The organism is Brucella sp. JSBI001, from assembly GCF_026014005.1.
GTDB lineage: Bacteria > Pseudomonadota > Alphaproteobacteria > Rhizobiales > Rhizobiaceae > Brucella > Brucella anthropi.
Genome location: NZ_CP110339.1, coordinates 826521 through 852174, shown reverse-complemented (window position 1 = coordinate 852174; position 25654 = coordinate 826521). Strand labels below are relative to the sequence as shown.

Here is a 25654-nt window from a genome sequence, read left to right as displayed (position 1 = left end):
CCATTTTAGACCGGCATGGCGACTTTTAGATCAGACACTTAGAACTTGCCTGAACGCGGAAAGCCCTTCGGCACCAGACGGCCCGCAGAGGCGCGTGCGCCGATCCACTCGACAAGCTCTTCCTTGTTGCGATTGAAGGTGCGCTCTGCCGAATCCTGCCAGGAAAGCCCCTCGGCAAGTGCAAAGGTGCGGACATCGGAAACACCGCCATCCTTGTATTTTTGCAGGCGCACGCCCTTGCCGCGTGTCATTTCCGGAATGTCGGAAAGCGGGAAGACCACCATCTTGCGATTCTCGCCGACGACAGCGATATGATCGCCGGAAACGCGCTGGCAAAGCTTTGCCTCGTCCGGCGCCTTGACGTTCATCACCTGCTTGCCCTTGCGGGTGTTGGCGACCGCTTCGTTTTCCGGAACGATGAAACCGTTACCTTCATGGCTGACAAGCAGCAGTTTCGCTGATGGATCATGCACGAAGGCCGTCAAGATATCCTGATCGTTTTCCATGTCGACAAGGATGCGGATCGGCTCGCCATGGCCACGACCACCGGGAAGCGTGTTTGCGCCGATGGTGAAGAACTTGCCGCCCGTCGTGAAGAACAGAAGCTTGTCCGTCGTCTCCGCATGGAAAGCGAGCTTGAGCTTGTCGCCTTCCTTGAAGGCGAGCGTCGAGAAATCGGCCAGATGCCCCTTCATCGCGCGCAGCCAGCCCTTTTCCGAAACCACGATCGTGACCGGCTCACGCTCGATCATCGCCTGATGAATATCTTCCAGATCATGGGTCGGCGCATCAGCAAAGGTCGTGCGACGCGCGCCGAGCTTGGTCTTCGGACCGAACTTTTCGCGCACCGACTTGATTTCGGCGCTGATCTTCTTCCACTGGCGTGTGCCCGAAGCGAGCAACCCTTCGAGATCGGTCTTCTCGACGGTGAGATCGTCGAACTCCTTGCGGATTTCGAATTCCTCGAGCTTGCGCAACGAACGCAGGCGCATATTGAGGATCGACTCGGCCTGAACGTCGGTCAGCTCGAAGGTCCGCATCAGGTCCTGCTTCGGCTCATCCTCCTCGCGGATGATGCGGATCACTTCATCCAGATTAAGATAGGCGATCAGGAAGCCGCCAAGGATTTCCAGGCGTCTTTCGATTTCCGCCAGACGGAATTGCGAACGGCGGACAAGCACTTCCTTGCGGTGGTCGAGCCACTCGCGCAGAACGCTGCCCAACGACAGAACATTCGGCACCTTGCCATGTGACAGCACGTTCATGTTCAGCGAAACGCGGCTTTCCAGCTCGGTCAGCTTGAAAAGCGATTCCATCAGCAGTTCAGGATCGACCGTCCTGTTCTTCGGCTCCAGAACGATACGGATGTCTTCCGCCGACTCGTCACGAATGTCGTCGAGCAATGGCAGCTTCTTTGCCAGCAGCAGCTCGGCAATCTTTTCGATCAGGCGCGATTTCTGAACCTGATAGGGAATTTCGGTGACGACGATCACCCAGGTGCCGCGATTGCCCTCTTCCTTCTCCCAGCGGGCGCGCACACGAAATGCGCCGCGGCCCGTGCGATAGGCTTCCAGGATATTGCCATGCTCTTCGACAAGGATGCCGCCGGTCGGGAAATCCGGGCCACGCACCTTGCACTTCAACAGAGCAGCCGGGTCGGTCTCGGCTTCGCGCTTCAGTTCTTCCCATTGCTCCGGCGAGGTAACGAGTTCCTCAACCGGCGCGTCAGGATGATTGATGATATAGAGCGCCGACGAGCAAAGCTCCGCCACGTTATGCGGCGGAATATTGGTCGCCATGCCGACCGCAATACCCGCCGAACCGTTTGCAAGCAGGTTCGGGAAAGCGCCCGGCAGAACGATCGGCTCTTCGTCCTCTTCATTATAGGTCGGGCGGAAATCGATGGCGTTTTCGTTGATGCCTTCCAGCAGCAACGTCGCCACTTCCGTCATGCGCGCTTCGGTGTAACGCATGGCAGCCGCGTTATCGCCGTCGATATTGCCGAAGTTGCCCTGCCCGTCCACGAGCGGATAACGCACCGCGAAATCCTGCGCCAGACGCACCAGCGCATCGTAGATCGACGCATCGCCATGCGGATGGAACTTACCCATCACATCACCGACGATACGGGCGCATTTTGCATAGGCCTGATCAGGATTGAGACGCAGCAGACGCATGGCGTGCATGATGCGACGATGCACCGGCTTCAAGCCGTCGCGCACGTCCGGCAGCGCACGATGCATGATCGTCGACAGCGCATAAGCGAGGTAACGTTCCTCGAGAGCCGATTTGAGATCGACCCGTTCGATGTGTTCTTCGCCGTCATCCGGCGGAATCAGACTTTTTCCCATGTCTCTCAGTACCAACTGCGCGATTCGCCAGCAAGACTTCAGGAGAACCAATCCAGTACATTAGTGTGTAATAGTCGCAATCCTGCCGCCATTTGTGTCCTATAGAGCTATTGGGGGCAAGTTTCCCCGGCTGCAATCGCAGGCTGAGGAAATCATGTTGTTATTGCGAGTGATTTCCGCCTATGAATGCCGCGCTATATTAGAGATTAGGCAGGAGCTTCGAATGCAGGTTTTCGTCAATATCAAGCCAGCGGCACGTGTTTTGGCTGCAGGTACAGCGCTTTCGCTGATTTTCGGCAGCGCGGCCATGGCAGCTGACGCCAATGCAGTCGCCGAGCGTATCAAGGCACTTTATGCGAAACAGGGCGGCGAACTGAGCTTCGCCAATGTTCAGGCGAACGGCTCCGACATCGTGCTCCAGGGCACCAAGATCAAGCTGCCGACGGTGGGCGAAAAAGAAACCGCCCTCGGCGACGTGACGCTCCAGAACGTTCAGGATGCGCCGGACGGCGGCTACAGCATCGAACAGGTCACCGTGCCCGATCTTGCCTTTGCTGGCGAGGAAGACAAGAACGACAAGGCCGAGATCAAGGGCCTTGCCATGCAGAACGTGCATATTCCGTCGGAAACCGCCAAGGGTCCGCTCGACAGCATGGTCATGTATGACAAGCTGAAGATTGACGAAATCCAGTTCGGCACCCCCGGCACGGATGGCGCCACTGTAAAGGGTTTCGACCTGTCGCTCGACACCTCCAACAAGGCCGAGAAGATCGGCTATGTCTGGACCATCGCCAATATCGACGCGACCTTTGAGAAGGGCGGCAAGAACCCGCTTGCACCGCTCGACATGAACACCTTCAACGGCTCGCTGAACTCCAAGGGCAGCTGGTCGCCGACTTCGGGCGACACATCGCTGGACCAGCTGGAACTTCAGGCCGAGGAACTTGGCAAGATCAACATCACCGGCAGCCTCGGTGGCTATGATCTGGCCTTCCTCGAAGCCGTCCAGAAGACACAGGAAAACATGAGCAAGGCCGACGCAGACAAGGATGCTGCCGGACTTGCAATTCTGGGTCTGGCGGAACAGCTGAACCTGAAGAACCTGTCGATCCGCTTCGACAACGAAACCCTGACCCAGAAGCTTCTCGACTATTACGGCAAGCAGCAGGGCGCGGATGGCAAGCAGCTTGGCGAGCAGATGAAGATGATGGTTCCGCTGATGGCGACACAGCTGAAGAACCCGGATTTTGCCCAGCAGCTCAAGGCCGCATCCGACAAGTTCTTCGACGATCCGAAGTCGCTGACCATCAGCGCATCGCCGGACCAGCCGGTGACCTTCGCTTCCATCGTTGCCACCGCATCGCTGGACCCGACGAAGATCATCCAGCTTCTCAAAGTCAGCGTCGACGCTAACAACTAAAATGAAAAGCCCGGTGAGAAGACTCACCGGGCTTTTTTCACCTAATAAAAAACCCCGCTCAAGGCCGGGTTTTTACTTTTTATAGAGGTCGTTTAGCTCTTCTGTACGGGAGCCAGACGAATATGCAGGTCGCGCAGCTGCGCGGGCGACACATCCGAAGGCGCGTTCATCAGAAGATCAAGTGCCTGCTGGTTCATCGGGAACAGCGAGATTTCGCGCAGATTCTTTGCACCGACCAGAAGCATGATGACGCGGTCGATACCGGCAGCCATGCCGCCATGCGGAGGTGCACCGTACTGGAACGCACGATAAAGACCGCCGAAACGCTCTTCCACATCCTGCTGGCTCAAGCCAACCTTTTCAAATGCCTTGACCATCACGTCAGGCAGCTGGTTACGGATCGAACCCGAGGCGATTTCAAAGCCGTTGCAGACGAGATCGTACTGGTAAGCCTTGATCGCAAGCGGGTCCTGGTTTTCCAGAGCGTCCATACCGCCCTGCGGCATGGAGAACGGATTGTGTGCGAAGTCGAGCTTCTTGTTGTCTTCGTCCCATTCGTAGAACGGGAAGTCGATGATCCATGCCAGTTCGAAACGATCACGATCGACGAGGTTCAGTTCTTCACCAGCGCGCGTGCGGGCATCGCCAGCGAACTTGTAGAACTTGGACGGCAGACCGGCAACGAAGAAGCAGGCATCGCCGTCTTCGAGACCCATCTGCGTGCGGATCGCTTCCGTACGCTCTTCACCGATGTTCTTGGCAATCGGACCAGCGCCTTCAAGCTTGTCGCCTTCCTTGCGCCAGAAGATATAGCCGAGACCCGGCTGGCCTTCGCCCTGCGCCCAGGAATTCATGCGGTCACAGAATGCGCGCGAACCGCCGGTCTTGGCCGGAATTGCCCAGACTTCGACCTTCCGATCGTTGGAGATCATGTTTGCGAAGACCTTGAAGCCCGAACCGGCGAAATGCTCGGTCACAGCCTGCATTTCAATAGGGTTGCGCAAATCCGGCTTGTCCGAACCATAGGTGCGGATCGCATCGTCATAGGCAATGCGACGGAACTGCTGCGTCACCGGCTTGCCTTCGGCAAACTCTTCGAAGATGCCGCGCATGACTGGTTCCATCGTTTCCCATACTTCTTCCTGGGTCACGAAGCTCATTTCGAGGTCGAGCTGGTAGAACTCGCCCGGCAGACGGTCTGCCCGCGGGTCTTCGTCGCGGAAGCACGGCGCGATCTGGAAGTAGCGGTCGAAACCGGCAACCATCAGAAGCTGTTTGTACTGCTGCGGCGCCTGCGGCAGCGCGTAGAACTTGCCTTCATGAATACGGCTCGGCACGAGGAAATCGCGCGCGCCTTCCGGCGAGGAAGCTGTCAGGATCGGCGTGGTGAACTCATTGAAGCCGATTTCGGTCATGCGGCGACGCATCGCGGCAATGATCTTGGTGCGGCTCATGATGTTCTTGTGCAGCGTTTCACGGCGAAGGTCGAGGAAACGGTACTTCAGGCGGATATCTTCCGGGTAGTCCGGCTCGCCGAATACAGGCAGCGGCAGTTCCTTGGCAGCGGCCAGCACTTCGATTTCGGTTGCGAAGATTTCGACTTCGCCGGTCGGCAGATTGGTATTGACCGCATCGCCTGCGCGGGCCTTCACTTCACCATCGACACGGATAACCCATTCGCCGCGAACGGTTTCGGCAACCTTGAAGGCGGGCGAATCGGGATCGGCCACGATCTGGGTAATGCCATAATGATCGCGAAGATCGATGAAGAGAATGCCGCCATGGTCACGGACGCGGTGAACCCATCCGGAAAGGCGAACGTTCGAACCAACGTCCGTCTTGCGAAGGGCTGCGCAGGTATGGCTGCGGTAACGGTGCATGATTTCTGCCTTTGGAATAATAAGTCAGTCCTTGCTGACGGAAACGCTTTAAATTCTCGCGGAAAAGCGCATTTTGACCGGGTTTTGTCAAGTCTGCATTCCCTGCGGGTTTTGGTGTTAAACCACCTTGACGTAACGTGTCGACAAAAAACACTATGTGCGTATTAAGTGGAGCGCCAGTTCCTGATTATTTCGCGACAAGCGGCAAAGCTCTGTCTCTTTGTTTTGTCGCATTATCCGACGCAAAACCGCTTCGCACTTTTGCTGGAAATGCTCTAAAAGGTAGACATGCATCTGATTACGACAACACAGGCTCTCGAAGAGGCCGTATCCGCCCTCGCCAAATCCGATTTCGTTACAGTCGACACGGAGTTCATCCGTGAAACGACGTTCTGGCCGGAATTGTGCCTTATCCAGATGGCCTCGCCTGACCATACGGCGCTTGTGGATGCGCTTGCGCCGGGGCTCGACCTCGCGCCGTTCTTCCGCTTGATGGCCGACGAGACGATCGTCAAGGTTTTCCACGCAGCACGGCAGGACATCGAAATCGTCTTCCACCTCGGCGATCTCATCCCGTCGCCTGTCTTCGACAGTCAGGTAGCGGCAATGGTTTGCGGGTTTGGCGATGCCATTTCCTATGACCAGCTTGTGCAGAAGGTCACCGGCAAGCAGATCGACAAGTCGTCCCGGTTTACCGACTGGCGCCGTCGCCCGCTTTCAGACAAGCAGCTCGACTATGCACTGGCCGACGTTACCTATCTGCGCGATATCTATCTCTATCTGAAGGAAGAACTTGAGAAAGAAGGTCGCAGCGAGTGGGTGAACGAGGAAATGGCGGTGCTGACTTCCCGCGAAACCTATGACATGCACCCTGACGATGCGTGGCGCCGGGTCAAGGCACGCGTCCGCAAACCGCTGGAACTTGCGATTGTGCAGGCTGTCGCCGCCTGGCGCGAACGCGAAGCGCGCGAGCGCAATGTGCCGCGTGGACGTATCATCAAGGACGACACCATAGCCGAAATCGCACAGCAGCAGCCGCGTGACGCGGAAGCACTGGGCCGTCTCCGCTCGATCCCGAAGGGTTGGGAGCGTTCGGCACAGGCTGCAGGGCTTGTCGCAGCGATCCAGTCCGCGCTTGAAATCCCGAAGGAAGATTTGCCAAAATTGCCGAAGCCGTCGCATTCGCCGGAAGGCAGCGCCGCCGCTGCAGATATCCTCAAGGTTCTGCTCAAGCTTGTGACGGAAGAGCACGGCGTCGCGGCAAAGATCGTGGCGAATTCCGACGACATCGACAAGATCGCCTCGGAAGGCGACAAGGCCAATGTGCCTGCCCTGCATGGCTGGCGTCGCGAGGTTTTCGGTCAGAAAGCCCTCGATCTGATCGACGGCAAGATCGTCATCAAGTTCGAGAACCGGCGGATCAGGGCGGTTGAGTTAGGGGAGTAAGGCAATAGGGCAGTAAGGCAGTGTGTTTAACGCGAGCATTAACATATTGCCTTACTGCCCTACTCACTTACTGCCTTATTCCCGCGTCCCCTCGATGGCTGCATCACCAACCGCGAAATAGATGTTCTTTCCGGTCAGCTTGGAGAGCTGCTGCAAGCGGCCTTCGGGACGATCCGAAATCAGATCGGCCAGGTCTCCCGGTACGACAAGCGCAATGCCGCTTTCTTCCTCACGCCAGATAAGGCGTGGGATGACGCCCGGCATCGAAGCCGACAGAAGGTAGACCACCCGCAGCAAGGCTCCAAGCAGCTTTGCCCGTTCACGCAGGCGCGGCGTGGCGAGCTGCATGATCTCCGGCGCAATCTCGTCTTCGATCAGCCCTTCATGGCGATAATAATTGGCAAGCGCCATGAAGGAACGTCCGGCGTGGTCGATACCGCCGAACGAGCCGTGAGCGATGATGTTCAGCGCCTGCGATCCGCGATAATCGGGATGCGCACGCCAGCTTATGTCGGCCACGAGGCAGGCAGCCTGTCGGTAGCGCGCTTCATCCTCGGTTTCGTCAAACCCGAGGACCGGCAAGGACAATGTTGTCCAGGTTGCCAGTTCGCGGGCATGACGCGGAGAGCGCGAGCGCAGAATGGACAGTTCGTCTGCCGAGGCCAGCAGCGGATCGAGCCGCTGCTCGTTCTTCGGCAGAAGCGAATAAAGATAGCCTTCACGCACGCCGAGCGCCGAGAAAACGATCTTGGAGGGTTTCATCAGACGGATCGTCTCAAGCAGCACCGTGGCGCCATAAGACAAAAGTTGACGGCGGTTTTTCGAAACAGCTTCAATGCCGCGCATCGTGTCGAGATTGCCCTTGGCAACGCGCTTGAGGAAGCTCTGCGCGTCCACCGGATTCATCTCGTAGCCGTGCATGACGTGCAGGGGATAGTTCTTCGCCGTCATATGCAACTTGGCAAGGTTACGCCAGGTGCCGCCGACCGCATAGAAAACCTGGCCCTGATGGGCTTGCAGAAGCGTCGCCTTTGCGAGTTCCGTGCGCGCAATCTTGGTTGCCTCTGGCAGCCGTCCATCGGACATATCCTGCAAGCGCAGGCCACCGAGCGGCAAGGTGATCCCCTCGCCTACCTCGTGGTCGTCCACCGCGATCAGCTCAAGGCTGCCGCCGCCGAGATCGCCCGTGACACCCTTCGGCTGGAAGAAACCGGAAATAATGCCGAGCGCTGAGTAATAGGCTTCTTCCTTGCCGGACAGCACCTCGATGTGCCGGCCGAGAATGGCTTCCGCCTGTGCGATGAAATCCGGACCGTTTTTCGCTTCGCGTGCAGCCGCAGTCGCCAGCGCGTGAATGGAAACCGCGCCGGCCTGTTCGGCCAGAGCGCGAAAACGCTTCAGCGCACGAAGGGCCGCTTCAACGGATTTCTCGTTGAGCTTGCCGGTTTTCGCGAGGCCCTTTCCGAGGCCGCAAAGTATCTTTTCATTGAAAAGCACCGTCGGCGAACGGACGATGCCTTCATAGATGACGACACGGATCGAGTTCGAGCCAATGTCGATGACCGCGACGGGCTTGAGTCCCTTGAGGCGGCCTTGTGCTACAGCTGGACTCATGCAGTCGTTTTTCTTTCCGCCTGCGCGCGCTTGCGATGCGCGATAAGGCGGGGGGCCGAAGACTTCAGCGACTTTCCGCGACCCGACAGGCTAGGATTGGTCATGAAATATTCCTGCGCGTTGAAAGCTTCCTCTCCTGCTTCTTTTTCTATCCGGCGAGAGGTGCCGTCCGCAAGTAGCTGATAGCTCTGTTGGTTATCAATTATGTTGGCAAACATGATTTGCGACAGGATTTGTTGATGCACTGTTGCATTTGTGATCGGAACAAGCGTCTCCACGCGGCGATCAAGATTGCGCGGCATCATGTCGGCGGAACCGATATAGACGATTGCCTTGTCGGAAGGCAGGTCATTGCCATTTCCGAAGCAGAAAATGCGGCTGTGCTCGAGAAAACGTCCGACAATCGACTTGGCGCGAATATTGTCGGAAAGCCCCGGAACGCCCGGACGCAGGCAGCAGATGCCACGCACGACCAGATCAATCTGCACGCCCGCCTGGCTCGCCACGTAGAGCGCGTCAATAATCTGTGGATCAACCAGCGAGTTCATCTTCATCCAGATCGCAGCCGGACGCCCCGCCTTCACATGCGCAACCTCGTCCTCGATGTGCTTGAGGATTCGCGCGCGAAGTGTGAAAGGTGAAATCGCTATCTTCATCTCTTCGGCAGGCTGGGCATAGCCCGTGATGAAATTGAAGATATGCGCCACGTCGCGAGCAATATCCGCGTCCGACGTAAAGAACGACAGGTCGGTATAGATACGCGCCGTGATCGGGTGATAGTTGCCCGTGCCCAGATGCACATAGGAGCGCAGCTTCTGATCTTCACGGCGTACCACGAGCGACATTTTCGCGTGGGTTTCAATTCGATGAAGCCGAACACCACCTGAACGCCCGCGCGCTCCAGATCGCGTGCCCAACGAATATTCGCTTCCTCATCGAAGCGTGCCTTCAGCTCGACCAGCGCCGTTACCGACTTGCCCGCTTCTGCAGCATCGACCAATGCGCGCACGATCGGGCTGTCATTGGAGGTACGATACAGCGTCTGCTTGATCGCCAGCACATCCGGGTCGGCTGCAGCCTGCCGCAGGAACTGCACCACCACGTCAAACGATTCATAGGGGTGATGGACCACAATGTCCTTTTCACGAATCGCTGCAAAGCAATCGCCGCCATGCTCGCGAATACGCTCCGGGAAACGCGGATTGTAGGATACGAATTTGAGGTCATCCCGCGGGATCGAAACGATCTCCGAAATCATGTTGAGCGCCAGAAGACCTTCATGCACGCTGATGCGGTTTTCCGAAACGCCAAGTTCCGTCGCCACGAAGACGCGCAGGGCTTCTGGCATTTCGCCATCAAACTCGATGCGGATCACCTGACCGCGACGGCGACGTTTCAGTGCTGTCTCGAAGAGACGAACGAGATCTTCCGCCTCTTCTTCCACTTCGATATCGCTGTCGCGGATGATGCGGAACGTACCGGCGCCGCGCACTTCGTAACCGGGGAACAGTCGCCCGATGAACAGGCTCACCGCGTCCTCGATGGTGATGAAGCGGTAGGTGTTTTGCTGGTCTGTCGGCAACTGAATGAAGCGCTTGAGCGCGACCGGAATACGCAGAAGGGCCGTCATCGGATGATTATCGGCGCGGCGCGCAAGCTGCAGGGCGATGGAAAAGCCGAGGTTCGGAATGAACGGGAACGGATGCGCCGGATCAATGGAGAGTGGCGTCAGGACAGGGAAAATCGTTTCGAGGAAGTGGTTTTCAAGCCATTCCTTTTCGGGCTTTGAAAGCGCCGACGGGCGAACAATCTCGATGCTGTCCTGTTCCAGTTCCTCGCGCAGCATACGCAGGCGTTCCTGCTGTTCTTCCTGCAAGCGCCCTACTTCGTCCAGAACGAAGTCGAGCTGTTCCTGCGGCGTGCGTCCATCGGCGCTGCGCATCGCCACACCGGCGCGCACCTGAGCGGCGAGACCGGCAATGCGGACCATGAAAAATTCATCGAGATTGGCGGCGGAGATAGACAGGAAGCGCAGGCGTTCAAGCAGAGGCTGCCGCATATTCGCGGCTTCTTCGAGAACACGCCGGTTGAATTGCAGCCAGGAAAACTCGCGATTCACAAAGCGATCGGAACTTTGCATCAATTCGCCGTTCAAAGCTTTGTGAACGTCAGGGGCTACGTCCGCATCGGGAACGACGGTTGGGTTGGGGGCTAGTCCGGCTGTCATTTCGTGTGTCCCGCCTTCAATCGCGTTGGGGGTTTCGCTCGCCATAACGCTGTTTTCGCTCATTTTTCCTGTCCCGACTTCCGCCGGAACATTCCGGCTCTGCCTTAAGCCTATGGCTGTCATATGACAGTTTGATAGCAATTAGCTTGAAATGTCCTCAGAATTGATGAAAACGCTTCCGGAAACAAGACTTTCGCGGTACACGCATGCCAATGTCTATGCATGATCCTGTCCGGGACCCGGTTCAGGATCATGCTCATACCGCCCATCGACCAGAACCGGAGCATATTATGTCCGATCACATTATTCCTCACTTTCAGAACGACGCCGGCCATGCGGCCATCGAAATCGGCGTGAAGGAATTCATGTGCGTCGGTGCAAACCCGCCTTTCGATCATCCGCACGTGTTTCTCGACATGGGTGATGAAAGTGAAGTCGTTTGCCCGTATTGCTCGACCCTCTATCGCTACAACGCCAAGCTCCATGCCGACGAAACCGTTCCGGCTGGCTGCGTTTACGAAGCACCCGCCGACAAAGCTGCCTGATCTGGGCAGCCTCACGGGGCTGAATGCCGGATGATCTCATCGACATGAGCAAAGGGCGCATATTGATTGCCGGGGCCGGAGTTGCCGGTCTGTCGGCAGCATTGGAGCTGGCAGCTCGCGGCTGGAATGTCCGCCTTGTCGAAAAGGCCGAGACCCTTTCGGAAGTCGGTGCTGGCCTGCAACTTGCACCCAATGCGATGCGTCATCTGGAACGGCTCGGCGTTGCCGACCGTCTTTCTGCACAAGCCGTAACGCCGGAAGCGCTCTACCTCATGGATGGGCGCAAAGCGCGTCCGCTGATGGAGATGAAGCTTGGCGACAAGGCTTCTCAGCGCTGGCACCATCCCTATGTCGTTTGCCATCGCGCCGATCTGCAATCCGCTTTGCTCGATGCCTGCCGTGAAGAGCCCGGCATCGACATCAGCCTCGGCGCTGAAATCACAAATCATCGCGTCGAAAACGGCGCTGTTGCAGCCACTATCCGCCGTGGCAATTCCGAAGAATCTGTCGACGCTGCATATCTGATCGCCTGCGATGGCGTCTGGTCGGCGGAGCGCTCGAAGGCAGGCTTCAGCAAGGCAAGGTTCAGCGGCCATATTGCCTGGCGCACTACGCTCGCGGCGGATGCCCTCCCCGCATCGTTTTCGTCCGCTGTTGTAACAAGCAACGCAGTTTCAGCATGGCTCGGCAGGCAAGCGCACTTCATCACCTATCCGGTCAAGGGCGGCAGTTTCTTCAATTTCGTCGCCATCACGACGGGCGAAAACCCCGGCGAAGTCTGGTCCAGAACCGGCGATCCGGCGCGCTTGCGCTCCATCTACGCGGAGTGGAGCGCTCCCGTTCGCGATGTGCTGGAGGCTGCCAATGAGTGGACCTATTGGCCGCTTTTCGAAATGGCAGATGCTCAATTCGTCGGGCCTGACCGGACGATTTTTCTCGGCGACGCTTCGCACGCGGTCACACCTTTTGCTGCGCAAGGTGCCGCCATGGCGATCGAGGATGCAGCGGCCCTTGCCGAGGCGCTGGACAGTGGCGAACATGAAGCAGGACTAAAGCGCTTCGATACCGTCCGCAAGGAGCGGATCGCTGCGGTTGCCAAGCGCGGCCAGTTGAACAGGTTCGCCTATCACGCCACCGGCATTTTCGCGCTTGGCCGCAACACGCTCTTCGCCATGCGCAGTCCGGATAGTTTCCTGAAGGATCTGGACTGGCTCTATGGCTATGATGCCATTGCGGCCGTGCGGAATTAAGCTGCGTCGCGCGCAGCTTCGAGCGTCGCAACGTCGAGCTTGACCATCTTCATCACGGCATCGGCCACGCGCTGGCGCTGTTCGGCTGTGCCGTTCTGCAGGACATCCAGCAACATCTGCGGCACGACCTGCCACGAGAAGCCATACTTGTCCGTCAGCCAGCCGCATTCCATCGGCGCGCCGCCCTCCATCAGTTTCTCCCAAAACATATCCAGTTCCACCTGATCCTTGCATTGGACGAAAAGCGAAACTGCCGGGGAAAACTTGAAGGTCGGCCCGCCGTTGAGGCCGGATATCGCCTGCCCGTCGAGCGTGAAGTTCGCCACAACCACATCCGTGCCTTCGGGCTGGTGTGCATGCTCAAATCGAATGAAGCCATCGACGGAAGCCGATCTTCCGCAAGCGCGGAAGATCGAGACATAGTGGTTCGCCGCTTCTTCGGCCTGCTTGTCGAACCAGAGACAGATTGTCAGACCTGACATTGTTTCCTCCTCAGCCCATAACCTTCTTGGCTTCTTCCATATCCATCCACATTATCTCCCAGATATGGCCGTCAAGATCTTCAAAGCTGCGTCCATACATGAACCCATAGTCCTGTTTCGGACCCGGATCCGCCTTACCGCCAGCGTTTACCGCTTTCTCAACGGTGGTATCGACTTCAGCCTTGTTTTCCGCGGACAAACAGACCAGCACTTCGCTGACCGTGTTGGCATCTGCGATCTTTTTCGGTGTAAACTGGCTGAACTTTTCGTGGTCAAGGATCATCACGTGGATCGTATCCGAAAAGACCATGCCGGAAGCCGTTTCGTCCGAGAACATTGGGTTTTTGGTAGCCCCGATGGCTTCGTAGAAGCTGGTCGACTGCGCAACATTCTTCACTGGCAGGTTCACGAATATCATTTTCGGCATAAGATTTCCTCCGTTGGAAGGCCAGGTGGCCTGATTTTATTTTACGATTATCTATCGCCTGCCCGGCTCCCCCGGCGATAAGATCGAGCCATGAGTCTGAGGCCCGACATGCAATCGATGCCTGAGCCTTCCGGGCGTAAAGCAATTCACGCAATTGGCATCGGAAGAACTCAAAGTTCGCTTGTACATAATGGCATATAAGTTATAATTAGCAACCATGAAGTTAGAAAAAATAACCAAACCGGGAAAACCAGCCGCCAAACGCAGTTATGACGATGCTTGCGCTGCTGCCCATGCCCTTGATTTGATTGGGGAACGCTGGTCGCTTCTGGTTATGCGCGAATTGATGTTCGGTCCCAAACGCTTCAGCGATCTGCGGGCTGATCTGCCGGGTGTGAGTGCAAATGTCCTCACCCAGAGGCTTGAAGGGCTGGAAGAAGCAGGCATTCTTCGCAAGACAAAACTTCCACCTCCCGCATCGGTGCAGGTCTACGAACTGACTGAATGGGGCTATGAGAGCGAACCCATCCTTCAGACGTTGGGTCGTTGGGCCGCGCGTTCACCAAAGCATGATCCCAACCTGCCGATTTCGACAGCTTCATTCCTGCTGTCGCTCAGAACCATGATGGATCATGACAGGGCTCTCGGTATGCGCGCCGTGATCGGTCTCCGTCTGGACGGAGAAGATTTTACCGCACAGCTGAACGATGAAGGGATTCGGATAGAGCGCGGCACAGCGCAGAAATACGATCTCCATTTCGAAAGTTCACCGCGTATGCTGGCTGCCGCCATCTATGGCGGACAGCCCCTTTCAGTGCTGGAAAGCGCCAATATTCTCAAGGTGATAGGCGACCGCACCCTTGCAGAAAAATTCGTGACGTTGTTCCCGCTTCTCGACAAGGCGACCGCACCCGAATAAAATATGCAACTTTTTAGTTGCGTATTTCGTCAAGTACCCTATATTGGCAACCATTAAGTTGCCAATTACGGAGGATGCATATCATGACCATTGCAAGCAATACTGACCGCATCGCGAAAACCGTCGATATTCATGCAGGGATCGACCGCGTATGGCGCGCCCTCACCGATCATGAAGAGTTTGGGAGCTGGTTTCAGGTCAAGATCGACGGGCCGTTCATCGTCGGCACCCGTTCGACCGGCCACATCACCTATCCCGGTTTCGAGCACGAGCCTTGGGAATCACTCATCAAGGAAATGAAGGCACCGAGCTACTTTGCCTTCACCTGGCATCCCTATGCGGTGGACCGCAGTATCGACTATTCCAAGGAGCCGCCGACGCTGGTGGAATTCAAACTGGAACCGATCGAGACCGGAACGCGGCTGACGGTGGTCGAAAGTGGTTTCGATGCCTTGCCTGCCGAACGCCGGCCGCTGGCGTTGCGGATGAACGAGGGCGGCTGGGAGGAACAGGTCGGCAACATCAAAAGACACGTCGAAAATGTATGATAGGCCAGAGATGACCGGTATGGACATGTCCATGGTTTTCGCAGCGCTCGCCGATCCGACCCGGCTGGCGCTCATCGAAACCCTGAGTGATGGCGAAAGCCGTTCGATTGTGGTGCTGTCGCAAAACGGCAGCATCACCCGGCAGGCCGTCACCAAGCATCTGTCCGTGCTGGAACAGGCAAATCTGGTCGAGCGGGAAAAGGTCGGACGGGAGAGCAGGTTTCGCCTGCATCCTGCGCCATTGATTGACGCCCGCGCCTATCTCGCAACCGTTTCCAACCAGTGGGACGACGCACTCCAGCGCCTGCGCCGGTTTGTCGAGGATTAGAGCATTTCCAGCAAAAGTGCGCAGCGGTTTTGCGTGAGGCAAATGCGACGAAACAAATACTCAGAACACCGACCTGATTCAGTCAGATCGGTGTTCTAACGCTGGTTGAAAAGTAACGAGGATGTGCCCTTCACGAAGCCAAGCTTCTCGTAGAAGGGCACAAGCCGTTCCGGGCAGTAGAGCTCAAAACTTTTCACACGCTTCAACTTTTCATGGTTGAGAACGCGTTCAACAAGGGCTTGTCCGAGCCCTTGTCCACGATGCTTCTCCGACACGATCACATCGAAGACCATCGCCTTGAAGGTGAAGTCCGTGAGAACGCGGGCGAAACCTGCGATCCTACTTTCTGCGTCGAGGCAGAACAGAAGCAAATCACAATGGGCCAGCATGTTAGTGACGTCATCAAGCGTCCGCTCGCTCGTCCACCATTCTTTACTGTAAAACTCATGAAATTCGCTGTATTGCTCAGGCACGAGTTTCTCCACCCATTGAAAATCAGTCACTGCTTCCCTCTCCCGTGTCACGGAATAATCAGTCGCAAAGGCGTTTCAGAATGGCAATCCAGTTTGAGCAAACCTGTCCGATCTTTCGCATTTTCGACATAGAGAAAGCCCGTGAATTTTATCTCGGCTTTCTCGGCTTCAATCTGGATTGGGAGCATCGATTTGCCGAGGGAATGCCGCTTTATATGCAGGTTTCCCGCGGTGCGCTTGTCCTGCATCTCAGCGAGCATCACGGCGACGGAAGTCCGGGCGCCAATATTTTCGTGCGCATGCAAGGTGTTGAGGAACTGCACAAAGAAGTCAACGCACGCGGTTACCGCTTCATGCGACCAGGAATTGAGAATGAGCCGTGGGGCCGCGTAATGGCGGTCATCGACCCCTTCGGCAATCGCATCCAGTTCTGCGAAGGCCCGCACGACGAATAAACAAAAACACCCGCCGGCGAACCGGCGGGTGTTTCGATTTCAGGCCACTAATCTGATTAGTGCAGAATCTGGCTCAGGAACAGCTTGGTGCGTTCGTGTTGCGGATTGTCGAAGAACTGGTCCGGCGAGTTCTGCTCGACGATCTGGCCCTGATCCATGAAGATCACGCGGTTGGCAACCTGACGGGCAAAGCCCATTTCGTGCGTCACGCAGATCATGGTCATGCCTTCGGCAGCGAGGCTTACCATCGTGTCCAGAACTTCCTTCACCATTTCCGGATCGAGAGCCGATGTCGGTTCATCGAACAGCATGACTTTCGGGTTCATGCACAGTGCACGAGCAATCGCCACACGCTGCTGCTGACCACCGGAAAGCTGGCCCGGATATTTGTTGGCCTGTTCCGGAATCTTCACGCGGGCCAAATAGTGCATGGCGATTTCTTCCGCCTGCTTCTTCGGCATCTTGCGCACCCAGATCGGCGCGAGCGTGCAGTTTTCCAGAATGGTCAGATGCGGGAAGAGATTGAAGTGCTGGAACACCATGCCGACTTCGCGGCGCACTTCATCGATCTTCTTGAGATCGTTGGTCAGCTCGATATTGTCGACGACGATCTTGCCCTTCTGGTGTTCTTCCAGACGGTTGATACAGCGGATCATGGTCGATTTGCCCGAGCCCGACGGTCCGGCAACAACGATGCGCTCCCCGCGCATGACCTTCAGATTGATGTCGCGCAGGACGTGAAACTCACCATACCACTTATGCATATTGGTGATTTCGATGGCGACATCGGTTGTGGAAACCTGCATCTTCGAACGGTCAACATCCATTCCCAGCTCGGATTGCGGGAGGGCGTTTTGTGCACTCATTTCCATTATTCCCTTTATTCTTATCGTTTATGACCCGTGTCGAGCCGTCGTTCCATGAATATAGAGTATCGCGACATTGCGAAACAGAAAATCCAGAAAACGAAGCCCGCAAAGATGAGACCGGTGGCAGGCGTCTGTGGAGAAGCCCAATTGGCATCGGAAAAGTTCTGACGGACGATGCCCAACAGATCGAACATGCCGATGATGTAGACAAGGCTCGTATCCTTGAACAGACCGATGAAGGTGTTGACGATACCCGGAATGACAAGCTTCAGCGCCTGCGGCAGAACAATCAGTCCCGTTTTCTGCCAGTAGCTGAGACCCAGCGCATCCGCACCTTCATACTGCCCACGCGGGATAGCCTGAAGACCACCGCGCACCACTTCCGCCATATAGGCCGAAGCGAACAGCGCCACGCCGATGAGCGCACGCAGGAGCTTGTCGAAAGTCACGCCCGGCGGCAGGAACAAAGGCAGCATGACGCTGGCCATGAACAGCACCGTCACCAGCGGAACGCCGCGCACCATTTCGATGAAGATGATCGAGAAGGTCTTGATGACCGGCAGCTTTGAACGGCGTCCGAGCGCCAGCACGATACCAAGCGGCAGCGACACGGCGATACCGACAAAGGACAGCACAAGCGTGACGAGAAGCCCACCCCAGAGCGGCGTTTCCACATAAGGAAGGCCGAACCAGCCGCCGACCAGCAGGAAGAAGGCGACGATCGGGAACACGAAGAAGAACAGGATCGCATTGAGAGCCTTCTTCGGGGCCTTCGGAATCAGCAGCGGCACCAGCAGGACGACGAAGATCAGCGCCGTCAAATTGACGCGCCAGCGTTCCGAAATCGGATAACGGCCATAGATGAACTGCTCGTATTTCGCGTTCACGAATGCCCAGCAGGCGCCCGACCAGCCTTCCGGTTGCGTGCCGCCCTGCGCGACAGTCAGGCAGGCCGTGCGATCCAAACCCGTCCAAACGGCCTTGAAGAACAGCCACTCGATGATTGGCGGGAGGAACCACGCCACGGCCAGCAGGCCGAGAATGGTCAACGCCGCATCGACAGGCGTTGCGAACAGATTGACGCGCAACCAGTGCGAAATGCCCTGCACGGAGCGTGGCGGCGCTTCGCCATCCACCATCTGCGAGCGGACATATTGGAGATCTGCGTTTTCCATTGTCACCTCTCCACCAGCGCCATCTTGGCATTGAACCAGTTCATCAGGCCGGACACAATCAGGCTGATGCCCAGGTAGATCACCATCCAGATCGCCACGACTTCGACCGATTGACCGGTCTGGTTGAGGATCGTGCCACCTACGGCGACAAGATCGGGATAGCCGATGGCAATGGCGAGCGACGAGTTCTTGATAAGATTGAGATACTGGCTCGAGAGCGGTGGAATGATGATGCGCAGCGCCTGCGGCACGATGATGAGACGCATCGTCTGGCCGGGACGGAGCCCGACTGCATAAGCCGCTTCGGTCTGCCCCTTGTTGACGCCCAGAACGCCGGCGCGAACCGTTTCAGCGATAAAGGACGCCGTATAGAAGGAAAGCGCCAGAAACAGAGCCAGAAACTCCGGCTTGATCTGTGCGCCGCCGGTCAGATTGAACGTTCCGAGCTTCGGCGAGTCGAACGAAACCGGAAAACCGGTCGCGATCAGCGCCAGTATCGGCAGGCCGATAATCAGGGCGGCGGACACGCGTATCGTGTGAAAGGACTGGCCGGTTGCCATCTGGCGGCGTTTTGCCCAACGTGCAACGATGACCGAAGCGACGATGCCGATGAGAAGCGCTACCGGCAGAAGCCACGCCCCCTCACCCCATATAGGAGATGGCATGAAGAAGCCGCGATTGTTCAGGTAAGTGCCCAACGGGAGCGCGAAGCTGTCGCGGGCCTGCGGCAGGACCGACAGAACGCCGAAATACCAGAAGAAGATGACGAGCAGCGGCGGAATATTGCGGAATATCTCCACATAGACCGTGCAGATCTTGCGGATCAGCCAGTTGCGCGAAAGACGGCCGATACCAACCAGAAACCCGATGATCGATGCCGTAATGACACCCAGCGCGGCAACGTAAAGCGTATTCACGAGGCCAACCAGAAAGGCCCGGCCATAGTTCGAATCGCTGTTGTACTGAATAAGCGTCTGGCTGATATCAAACCCGGCACGCCCATTGAGGAAGGCGAAGCCGGATGCAATGTTTGCGCGCTGCAGATTGGTGACCGTGTTGCCGACAATCCAGTAGATCGCGCCAATGACCGCACCAAAGACAATGACCTGATAGAAGATACCGCGAATCCGCGGATCGTACAGGAGCGAAGTTCCGCCGCTGTCCTGGCGACGTTCAGTTGCAGAATAGGAAGCCATATGTTTCCTGTGCCTCTCGGCTGGCTGCATCGACCTCAAACAGGAAAGGCTGACCGCATCTGCGGAGCAATTCCTGAAATCGAGACATCGATTGCCGAACCGTTCGGTCTTGCCATCCCCAATTCAGGCTCATCTCGAGCTTGCGGGCCTGCAAGACGCGGTTGAATTCCAAAATGCAGCTTGTCAGCGTTCAGATGCCCTCACGATGCGAGGCCAGTAGCAAACGGACAAACTGCAGAGCCGACAAATCCGGCGGGCGCTGCTGCACCCGCCGATGATCAGTCTGGAAAGAAGAGCCCGTTAGCGCACAGGGACGCCGTATTGCAGGCCGCCCTTGTTCCACTGGGCGTTGATGCCACGTGCAATCTTGAGCGGGCTGCTGGCGCCGATATTGCGCTCGAAGATTTCACCGTAATTGCCGACGCCCTTGACGATCTTCACCACCCAGTCATTGTCGAGACCGAGATCGGTACCGATCTTCGTGTCTGCTTCCACACCGAGAAGACGCTTGATGTCCGGATTGTCGGACTTCTTCATCTCTTCGACATTGGCCTGCGTAATGCCGTATTCCTCGGCGTTGAGCAGCGCATTATGGGTCCAGCGAACGACGTCCGCCCACTTGGAATCGCCCTGACGAACGGTCAGACCGAATGGCTCCTTGGAGATGATTTCTGGCAAGATGACGTGATCATCCGGATTGGCAAGCGCCAGACGAACCCCGTAGAGGCTGGACTGATCGGTCGTATAGGCGTCGCAACGACCGGAATCGTAAGCGGCGTTGGCTTCTTCGATCTTCTCGAAGACAACCGGGTTATATTCCATCTTGTTGGCGCGGAAATAGTCGGCCATGTTCAGCTCGGTCGTCGTACCGGCTTGAACGCAGATGGAAGCGCCGGAAAGCTGCAATGCGGAATTGATGCCCGACAGCTTCTTTGAATTGATCATGAAGCCCTGGCCGTCAAAGTAGTTGATGCCAGCAAAATCAAGGCCAAGCGCAGTGTCGCGGCTGATCGTCCAGGTCGTGTTACGGATCAGGACGTCCACTTCACCCGACTGCAGGGCCGTGAAACGCTCCTTGGCGTTCAGCGGCGTGAACTTCACCTTGGTTGGATCGCCGAAAATCGCAGAAGCCACAGCGCGGCAATAGTCTACGTCAAAGCCGGACCACTCGCCCTTGTCGTTGGGCGAAGCAAAGCCGAGAAGACCCGTATTAACGCCGCACTGCAGAAAACCTTTCGCCTTCACATCGGAAAGCGTATCCGCGGATGCTCCCGAAGCTACGCTAAACAGCGCCGCCGCACCCAATACACCCGTCATAAGAGTTTTTTTCATCTGGCCTGCAACCTTTTGTTCCCTGGAGAGCGCTGAACCCTTGGCTCAAGCGTCTCTTGTTGCTTTATTTTTGCATAAACCCGTCGGAAAAGCCGTGTGACCTCCCAAGCCCATGCCCATACAGCAGGCTGCCCCTCGCCCGAGACCGCTTTCCGGTCTTCGATTCTTGTTTTTGAGCGCAGTGACAAACCTGCCGCCTTCACGGGTCTTATCGAAGGCGAAAAATTGCCTTTGGTCAAGGCAATAACGCAGCCCGGCGAGCTGGCCTCCAAAAAAGATGAGGGGGAAATATTTGAAAATTTACACGATTTCCCGATTTCTGGGTAGAAACCCTCTCCAGAGAAGATCATGTCGCAACCAGTTGGAGTACGGCATTATAACTCAATTAATTCAATTGGTTAAATTTGACTACCACCCTAGATGGGCAATGCCGAGAGCAACTCCTGATAGAAATCAGACGCGCGGCATCGCGCTTTCACCATCCAAAGAAAAAATAATATTTCGCGTCGCCATATAACGGGCAACCCACCATGTCGCCACGAATCCGATCGTCAGACCGGCTACGATGTCAGTCGGATAGTGTGCGCCCGCGGCAAGCCTGCTGATCCCGAAGAGAAAACATGCCGGGGCTGTAAGGACGCGCCAGCGCGGCAGGAATATCCAAAGCGAGACCATCATGATGCCAGCCATCATAGAGTGACCTGACGGGAAGCTTTCATAAAGAAACTGGCCTTTGAACGGTGAGAAATAGGCTGCGCCCACGTCATCGAGCAGGAACGGGCGCGCCCGACCGATGGCGAGTTTACCGATTTCAGTCGGGATGCTCCCCACAACAATCGACGTCAGCACCAACGTTGCCCAGCTATGGAGTTTCACGAACCACGGTCTGGCACTATCACGCAGTTTTGGCGAAAGCAGTATCGCTGTGACGAGCCAGACGACAATGCCGATTGCCAGCCAGACGATGGTGCGAATCGCATCCGTAACCGCACGCAGGAATTCCATGATAAAATTGGTGCTCTGCGCCGTGACGCGAACGATGTCAGCATCCCACAGATGCAGCACGAGAATAATGAACGGCAGAAGCACCACAATTGCGGTCATTTCAAGCGTCCATGGGGATGGCGCCCCCTTGTAAGCCGGGCGCAGAAGAGCTCGAAGGAGTTCCAGCGCCGCGCGAAAGGGATATAGAAAAATGCTTCCCGTGCCTGACGCCATCATAATAGAAATACCCTTTCAAAAGCTTCTTACGCAATAAATTGCACGCGAGGTTGCATCCGGAACGCGCGCATCCTATCCAAGTATTCAAAGTTTCCGCCGCAAACGGAATCGCAGATCTTTTTGCCGCAGCCGACCTTGATGCGACCCGGCAGAATCCTCTTGTTCGAGAATCGGTGGGCGAGAATCAGTGGGATAGCATGCAACATGGTCTGGAGGCATTTTCGTGACTAAGCAGCAGGGCAAGACAGAGAAGCTGGGTATAAACACACGGCTGGCTCACGATGGTTATCAGCCGCGCGATTATCATGGCTTCGTCAATCCGCCCGTTGTCCGCGCCTCCACCGTGCTTTTCCCGGATGCAGAGACGATGGCAACCGGTGGCCAGAAATACACTTATGGCACGCGTGGCACACCGACCAGCGATGCGCTTTGCGCTGCCATTGATGCGCTGGAAGGTTCGGCAGGTACGGTCTGCGTCCCGTCCGGTCTTGCCGCTGTTACCGTTCCGCTTCTCGCCTTCCTCTCGCCCGGCGATCACGTGCTGTTTGTCGATTCGATCTACAATCCGACCCGTCATTTTGCCGATACGATCCTGAAGCGCATAGGCGTGGAAGTCGAATATTACGATCCGGAGATCGGCTCTGGCATTGCAAAGCTGATGCGCCCGAACACCAAGGTCGTGTTCACGGAATCACCGGCGTCGAACACGTTTGAAATGCAGGATATTCCGGCCATCGTTGAAGAAGCGCACAAGGGCGGCGCCATCGTCATGATGGACAATACGTGGGCCACCCCGCTTTACTTCAAGGCGCTCGATTTCGGCGTGGACATTACCATCCATGCCTCGACCAAATATCCGTCCGGCCACTCCGATATTCTGTTTGGCACGATTTCGGCCAATGAAAAATGCTGGCCGCAGCTTCTGGAAACGCACGGAACGCTTGGACTGTGCACATCGGCTGACGATACCTACCAGATCCTGCGCGGCATGCGCACGATGGGCGTGCGGCTGGAACATCACCGCAAGAGCGCACTGGACGTCGCCCGTTGGCTTGAAAGCCACCCGGCTGTCGACCGGGTTCTGCATCCGGCACTGGAAAGCCATCCGGGTCATGAAATCTGGAAGCGGGACTTCTCCGGTTCTGCCGGCATTTTCTCCATCGTGCTCGCCAGCGGCGGGCAGAAGGAAGCCCATGCTTTCCTCGATGCGCTGGAGATTTTCGGCCTCGGTTATTCCTGGGGCGGCTATGAAAGCCTCGCGGTTCATGTCCGCCTCGATGATCGCACCGTGGCCAAGGGCGACTATCCGGGCCCGGTGATCCGCCTGCAGATTGGTCTGGAAGACGTGCCGGACCTCATTGCAGACCTCGAAAAAGGCTTTGCCGCGATCTAAGCGGGTTTTGCAGCCGTCATCTTGCGTGACCGCGCGCGGACCGTTTTCTTTGCCGCCTTTAAGGGCTTCGGTTCGATTTCAGAGAGGCCTTCCACGACGGCCTCTATCATGGTGCAGGCGACGAAATCCGCCTGCATTTCTTCCCGCAACGCCTCCCGGTCAACGGATCGTGCTTCGCTCGGATCGTGCCACAGCACCACGCCAATGCGCAGAGAGGGCCGCAGCCGTCGCAGGCGACGTACGGCAAAGCGGGCGTGACGTGCCGCCTGCTGATCTAGAAAGCAGATTATCAGCGTATCCCTGTCGGAAAGATCCAGCGCCCTGAGATTGGCGGGCTTGAGCGCATCATGCACGACGGCTTCTGCCGACGCGCCCTGCACGGCAAGCACCTGCGCCAGCATGATCGCAGCCGTGTCGTCGAGCCCCTTTCGTCCCCCGAATGTCAGCAGCGACCGGCCTTCGCCGGAGGGAAGTTCCAGATCGGATGCGCTAACATCGCCATCGGGATTCTCAATCGCGATCTCTTCGTCGTCCCCCTCCTCCTCGCTCGCAATCTGTTCCAGATTGGCCACCAGCGTCTTCGTGCTTTCGTCAACGATCTGCAATTGCGGCTCGGTCAGAACACCGCGCAGACGGTCCCGCTCCGCCATCAGGAGCGCCGGGATCGCGACCGAACCGTAAAACTCGACCAGATATTTCCGTTCCAGCATTTCCTCGGCATTATCCGTGGCCTCATCCGGGTCTCCGGCCAGGAGGCGCTGATAGAGACGTTCCTTCGGATCGAGCACAGGCTCGTTGCCGAACAGGATTTCCAGAAACTCGAATTGCGGCACATGACGCCCCAGCACCACGAGACAGACCGTCAGAGGCGTCGACAAGACCAGCCCGACCGGGCCCCAGAGCCAAGTCCAGAAAATGGCCGAAACGATGATTGCAAGCGGCGAAAGGCCGGTGCGCGAGCCATAGAGCCAAGGTTCGATCACATTGTTTATAAGAAGCTCGATGATGACGAAGAGCCCGATTGTCCAGAGGAGCAGGCTCCAGCCGGGTGCAACGGCAAAGGCAAGGAACAGCGGCAGGATCGCCGCCATAACCGGGCCAATATAGGGAACGAACCGCAAAACGATTGCCAGCATTCCCCATAGAGCTGCATTCGGAATACCCAAAATCCAAAGTCCGAAAGCGAGTGGCACTCCATAGGTAATATTCACCACAAGCTGCGTCAGCAGATATTGTCCAACCCGCTTTCCCGCATCCTGCAACGCTTCAGTCGTGCGGTGAAGATCGCCATAGCCGACCAGCCTTATGAAGCGATCCCTCAGCTCCTCCCGTTCGAGCAGCATGAAAATCACCACAACCACGACGAGACCTGTCGTCGCCAGCGGACCGACGAGCGGTTCGATTATGCTCCGGAGCGTTTCAACCGGATGGCGCGGCGCGAATATCTGGACGAGCAGCGGCTTTTCCTCCGGCTGATCCGAAGGCAGCGCCTGTGTTTTCTGTTCCGGCCTGTTGATTTCCGTGCCTATGCGCTCGGCAAAGCGGTTGAGCCTGTCAATGAAACTGTTGTCTGAGCTCGCTTCCTTGAGTGTCCTGATCTTCTCGATAATGTTGTACTGATAGATTGAAATATTCTGCCCAACCTCGGAGACCTGAAAGGCAACGACGGCGCTGAAGACTGCGACGATCAGAAAACCGCTGGCCACACTGGTAATCACCGCGAACAGCCGTGGAAGACCGGCCCTGCGCAGAAAGGCGACAATCGGCGCAAGCGCAAATGTCAGCAGTACCGCTATGGCAAGAGGCAGAAAGACGTCTTTTGCAAAGTAGAGAATGGCAACGGCAACAGCCATTGCCGCCAGAGTCGGCAGGCGTGGCGGCGCCGACGTGATCGGACGCACCGTGGAATCCAGACGGTCGATACTCTCCATGAACCCCTCTTTAGCCGTGTTGTGACCTTCGGCTTGTTAGCCGCAATAACTGAATAGGAGGGCGTTCGGTTCCATATTCCGTCGGAACAGAGAACAAATTAAATTAGCAGCAACTAACGAACATATTTCTCGAAATATCATGATAACTGTTGAGGTAAATATTAATACAATT

The 25654-nt window shown here is 56.8% G+C and carries 22 protein-coding genes and 1 pseudogene; 10 read left to right on the top strand and 13 right to left on the bottom strand.

Annotation, left to right across the window (positions count from 1 at the left end):
* Nucleotides 1-38 precede the first annotated feature (38 nt).
* A complete protein-coding gene (locus LJ361_RS04030; RefSeq protein WP_010661080.1) occupies nucleotides 39-2351 on the bottom strand; it encodes a DNA topoisomerase IV subunit A in 2313 nt (770 codons plus the stop codon).
* A gap of 223 nt (nucleotides 2352-2574) precedes the next feature.
* On the opposite strand from LJ361_RS04030, the gene LJ361_RS04025 reads away from it, so the two are divergent.
* Nucleotides 2575-3771, top strand: a complete 1197-nt coding sequence (locus LJ361_RS04025) for a hypothetical protein (RefSeq protein WP_010661079.1) — start codon at nucleotides 2575-2577, stop codon at nucleotides 3769-3771.
* A gap of 92 nt (nucleotides 3772-3863) precedes the next feature.
* Here LJ361_RS04025 and aspS read toward each other — a convergent pair whose 3' ends face one another.
* Nucleotides 3864-5651: an aspartate--tRNA ligase gene (gene aspS, locus LJ361_RS04020; protein WP_036588488.1), complete on the bottom strand. Its 1788-nt coding sequence runs from the start codon at nucleotides 5649-5651 to the stop codon at nucleotides 3864-3866.
* 288 nt (nucleotides 5652-5939) lie between these two features.
* Here aspS and rnd point away from each other — a divergent pair, with 288 nt between their 5' ends.
* Nucleotides 5940-7097, top strand: a complete 1158-nt coding sequence (gene rnd / locus LJ361_RS04015) for a ribonuclease D (protein WP_010661077.1) — start codon at nucleotides 5940-5942, stop codon at nucleotides 7095-7097.
* Nucleotides 7098-7172: 75 nt separating this feature from the next.
* On the opposite strand, the gene ppx is transcribed toward rnd, so the two are convergent.
* Entirely contained in the window at nucleotides 7173-8711 is a 1539-nt protein-coding gene (gene ppx / locus LJ361_RS04010) for an exopolyphosphatase (protein ID WP_036588491.1), read from the bottom strand.
* Nucleotides 8708-10938, bottom strand: a pseudogene (locus tag LJ361_RS04005) (RNA degradosome polyphosphate kinase). Before LJ361_RS04005 ends, ppx begins: the two are co-directional and overlap by 4 nt.
* 290 nt (nucleotides 10939-11228) lie before the next feature.
* Between LJ361_RS04005 and LJ361_RS04000 the strand changes: the two are divergent.
* Together LJ361_RS04000 and LJ361_RS03995 are read left to right on the top strand one after the other, a co-directional pair.
* Nucleotides 11229-11483: a zinc-finger domain-containing protein gene (locus tag LJ361_RS04000; protein ID WP_010661074.1), complete on the top strand. Its 255-nt coding sequence runs from the start codon at nucleotides 11229-11231 to the stop codon at nucleotides 11481-11483.
* Nucleotides 11484-11527: 44 nt separating this feature from the next.
* The gene (locus tag LJ361_RS03995; protein ID WP_191192447.1) at nucleotides 11528-12733 is read left to right on the top strand and encodes an FAD-binding protein; all 1206 of its coding nucleotides are present in this window, start codon (nucleotides 11528-11530) and stop codon (nucleotides 12731-12733) included.
* On the opposite strand, the gene LJ361_RS03990 is transcribed toward LJ361_RS03995, so the two are convergent.
* Both LJ361_RS03990 and LJ361_RS03985 read right to left on the bottom strand, forming a co-directional pair.
* Complete coding sequence (locus tag LJ361_RS03990) at nucleotides 12730-13215, bottom strand: VOC family protein (RefSeq protein ID WP_010661072.1); 486 nt, start codon at nucleotides 13213-13215, stop codon at nucleotides 12730-12732. The genes LJ361_RS03995 and LJ361_RS03990 overlap by 4 nt on opposite strands.
* A gap of 10 nt (nucleotides 13216-13225) precedes the next feature.
* A complete protein-coding gene (locus tag LJ361_RS03985) occupies nucleotides 13226-13642 on the bottom strand; it encodes a VOC family protein (RefSeq protein ID WP_010661071.1) in 417 nt (138 codons plus the stop codon).
* A 217-nt stretch (nucleotides 13643-13859) separates the two neighbouring features.
* Here LJ361_RS03985 and LJ361_RS03980 point away from each other — a divergent pair, with 217 nt between their 5' ends.
* From LJ361_RS03980 to LJ361_RS03970, 3 genes are all read left to right on the top strand, one after another.
* Complete coding sequence (locus LJ361_RS03980; RefSeq protein ID WP_191192419.1) at nucleotides 13860-14561, top strand: winged helix-turn-helix transcriptional regulator; 702 nt, start codon at nucleotides 13860-13862, stop codon at nucleotides 14559-14561.
* An 83-nt stretch (nucleotides 14562-14644) separates the two neighbouring features.
* Nucleotides 14645-15109 carry an SRPBCC family protein gene (locus LJ361_RS03975; protein WP_010661069.1) on the top strand — a complete coding sequence of 155 codons (465 nt, stop codon included), beginning with the start codon at nucleotides 14645-14647 and terminating at the stop codon, nucleotides 15107-15109.
* A 10-nt stretch (nucleotides 15110-15119) separates the two neighbouring features.
* On the top strand, nucleotides 15120-15437 hold the full coding sequence (locus LJ361_RS03970) for an ArsR/SmtB family transcription factor (protein WP_029376230.1): 318 nt from the start codon (nucleotides 15120-15122) through the stop codon (nucleotides 15435-15437).
* Nucleotides 15438-15532: 95 nt separating this feature from the next.
* On the opposite strand, the gene LJ361_RS03965 is transcribed toward LJ361_RS03970, so the two are convergent.
* Nucleotides 15533-15940: a GNAT family N-acetyltransferase gene (locus LJ361_RS03965; protein WP_191192418.1), complete on the bottom strand. Its 408-nt coding sequence runs from the start codon at nucleotides 15938-15940 to the stop codon at nucleotides 15533-15535.
* 50 nt (nucleotides 15941-15990) lie between these two features.
* Between LJ361_RS03965 and LJ361_RS03960 the strand changes: the two genes are divergently transcribed.
* Nucleotides 15991-16365: a glyoxalase superfamily protein gene (locus tag LJ361_RS03960; protein WP_029925143.1), complete on the top strand. Its 375-nt coding sequence runs from the start codon at nucleotides 15991-15993 to the stop codon at nucleotides 16363-16365.
* Between the two features lie 56 nt (nucleotides 16366-16421).
* Here LJ361_RS03960 and LJ361_RS03955 read toward each other — a convergent pair whose 3' ends face one another.
* From LJ361_RS03955 to LJ361_RS03940, 4 genes are all read right to left on the bottom strand, one after another.
* Complete coding sequence (locus LJ361_RS03955) at nucleotides 16422-17231, bottom strand: amino acid ABC transporter ATP-binding protein (RefSeq protein ID WP_012092357.1); 810 nt, start codon at nucleotides 17229-17231, stop codon at nucleotides 16422-16424.
* A gap of 20 nt (nucleotides 17232-17251) precedes the next feature.
* Entirely contained in the window at nucleotides 17252-18409 is a 1158-nt protein-coding gene (locus LJ361_RS03950; protein ID WP_191192417.1) for an amino acid ABC transporter permease, read from the bottom strand.
* Nucleotides 18410-18411: 2 nt separating this feature from the next.
* A complete protein-coding gene (locus LJ361_RS03945) occupies nucleotides 18412-19605 on the bottom strand; it encodes an amino acid ABC transporter permease (protein WP_029925148.1) in 1194 nt (397 codons plus the stop codon).
* Nucleotides 19606-19905: 300 nt separating this feature from the next.
* Nucleotides 19906-20937: an amino acid ABC transporter substrate-binding protein gene (locus LJ361_RS03940; protein ID WP_010661062.1), complete on the bottom strand. Its 1032-nt coding sequence runs from the start codon at nucleotides 20935-20937 to the stop codon at nucleotides 19906-19908.
* A 96-nt stretch (nucleotides 20938-21033) separates the two neighbouring features.
* Here LJ361_RS03940 and LJ361_RS03935 point away from each other — a divergent pair, with 96 nt between their 5' ends.
* Nucleotides 21034-21264 (top strand): hypothetical protein, encoded by a 231-nt coding sequence (locus LJ361_RS03935; RefSeq protein ID WP_010661061.1) that lies wholly within the window; start codon nucleotides 21034-21036, stop codon nucleotides 21262-21264.
* A gap of 126 nt (nucleotides 21265-21390) precedes the next feature.
* Here LJ361_RS03935 and lpxE read toward each other — a convergent pair whose 3' ends face one another.
* On the bottom strand, nucleotides 21391-22158 hold the full coding sequence (gene lpxE / locus LJ361_RS03930; protein ID WP_010661060.1) for a lipid A 1-phosphatase LpxE: 768 nt from the start codon (nucleotides 22156-22158) through the stop codon (nucleotides 21391-21393).
* A gap of 223 nt (nucleotides 22159-22381) precedes the next feature.
* Between lpxE and LJ361_RS03925 the strand changes: the two genes are divergently transcribed.
* Nucleotides 22382-23551 (top strand): cystathionine beta-lyase, encoded by a 1170-nt coding sequence (locus tag LJ361_RS03925; protein WP_010661059.1) that lies wholly within the window; start codon nucleotides 22382-22384, stop codon nucleotides 23549-23551.
* Here LJ361_RS03925 and LJ361_RS03920 read toward each other — a convergent pair.
* Nucleotides 23548-25482 (bottom strand): AI-2E family transporter, encoded by a 1935-nt coding sequence (locus LJ361_RS03920; protein ID WP_043062584.1) that lies wholly within the window; start codon nucleotides 25480-25482, stop codon nucleotides 23548-23550. The two genes, LJ361_RS03925 and LJ361_RS03920, sit on opposite strands and share 4 nt — an antisense overlap.
* Between the last annotated feature and the right edge of the window lie 172 nt (nucleotides 25483-25654).

Excerpts from the sequence above, each read along its gene's own strand:
- LJ361_RS04030 (WP_010661080.1), bottom strand. The coding sequence starts at position 2,351 with ATGGGAAAAAGTCTGATTCCGCCGGATGACGGCGAAGAACACATCGAA.
- LJ361_RS04025 (WP_010661079.1), top strand. The coding sequence starts at position 2,575 with ATGCAGGTTTTCGTCAATATCAAGCCAGCGGCACGTGTTTTGGCTGCA.
- aspS (WP_036588488.1), bottom strand. The coding sequence starts at position 5,651 with ATGCACCGTTACCGCAGCCATACCTGCGCAGCCCTTCGCAAGACGGAC.
- rnd (WP_010661077.1), top strand. The coding sequence starts at position 5,940 with ATGCATCTGATTACGACAACACAGGCTCTCGAAGAGGCCGTATCCGCC.
- ppx (WP_036588491.1), bottom strand. The coding sequence starts at position 8,711 with ATGAGTCCAGCTGTAGCACAAGGCCGCCTCAAGGGACTCAAGCCCGTC.
- LJ361_RS04000 (WP_010661074.1), top strand. The coding sequence starts at position 11,229 with ATGTCCGATCACATTATTCCTCACTTTCAGAACGACGCCGGCCATGCG.
- LJ361_RS03995 (WP_191192447.1), top strand. The coding sequence starts at position 11,528 with ATGAGCAAAGGGCGCATATTGATTGCCGGGGCCGGAGTTGCCGGTCTG.
- LJ361_RS03990 (WP_010661072.1), bottom strand. The coding sequence starts at position 13,215 with ATGTCAGGTCTGACAATCTGTCTCTGGTTCGACAAGCAGGCCGAAGAA.
- LJ361_RS03985 (WP_010661071.1), bottom strand. The coding sequence starts at position 13,642 with ATGCCGAAAATGATATTCGTGAACCTGCCAGTGAAGAATGTTGCGCAG.
- LJ361_RS03980 (WP_191192419.1), top strand. The coding sequence starts at position 13,860 with ATGAAGTTAGAAAAAATAACCAAACCGGGAAAACCAGCCGCCAAACGC.
- LJ361_RS03975 (WP_010661069.1), top strand. The coding sequence starts at position 14,645 with ATGACCATTGCAAGCAATACTGACCGCATCGCGAAAACCGTCGATATT.
- LJ361_RS03970 (WP_029376230.1), top strand. The coding sequence starts at position 15,120 with ATGACCGGTATGGACATGTCCATGGTTTTCGCAGCGCTCGCCGATCCG.
- LJ361_RS03960 (WP_029925143.1), top strand. The coding sequence starts at position 15,991 with ATGGCAATCCAGTTTGAGCAAACCTGTCCGATCTTTCGCATTTTCGAC.
- LJ361_RS03955 (WP_012092357.1), bottom strand. The coding sequence starts at position 17,231 with ATGAGTGCACAAAACGCCCTCCCGCAATCCGAGCTGGGAATGGATGTT.
- LJ361_RS03950 (WP_191192417.1), bottom strand. The coding sequence starts at position 18,409 with ATGGAAAACGCAGATCTCCAATATGTCCGCTCGCAGATGGTGGATGGC.
- LJ361_RS03945 (WP_029925148.1), bottom strand. The coding sequence starts at position 19,605 with ATGGCTTCCTATTCTGCAACTGAACGTCGCCAGGACAGCGGCGGAACT.
- LJ361_RS03940 (WP_010661062.1), bottom strand. The coding sequence starts at position 20,937 with ATGAAAAAAACTCTTATGACGGGTGTATTGGGTGCGGCGGCGCTGTTT.
- lpxE (WP_010661060.1), bottom strand. The coding sequence starts at position 22,158 with ATGATGGCGTCAGGCACGGGAAGCATTTTTCTATATCCCTTTCGCGCG.
- LJ361_RS03920 (WP_043062584.1), bottom strand. The coding sequence starts at position 25,482 with ATGGAGAGTATCGACCGTCTGGATTCCACGGTGCGTCCGATCACGTCG.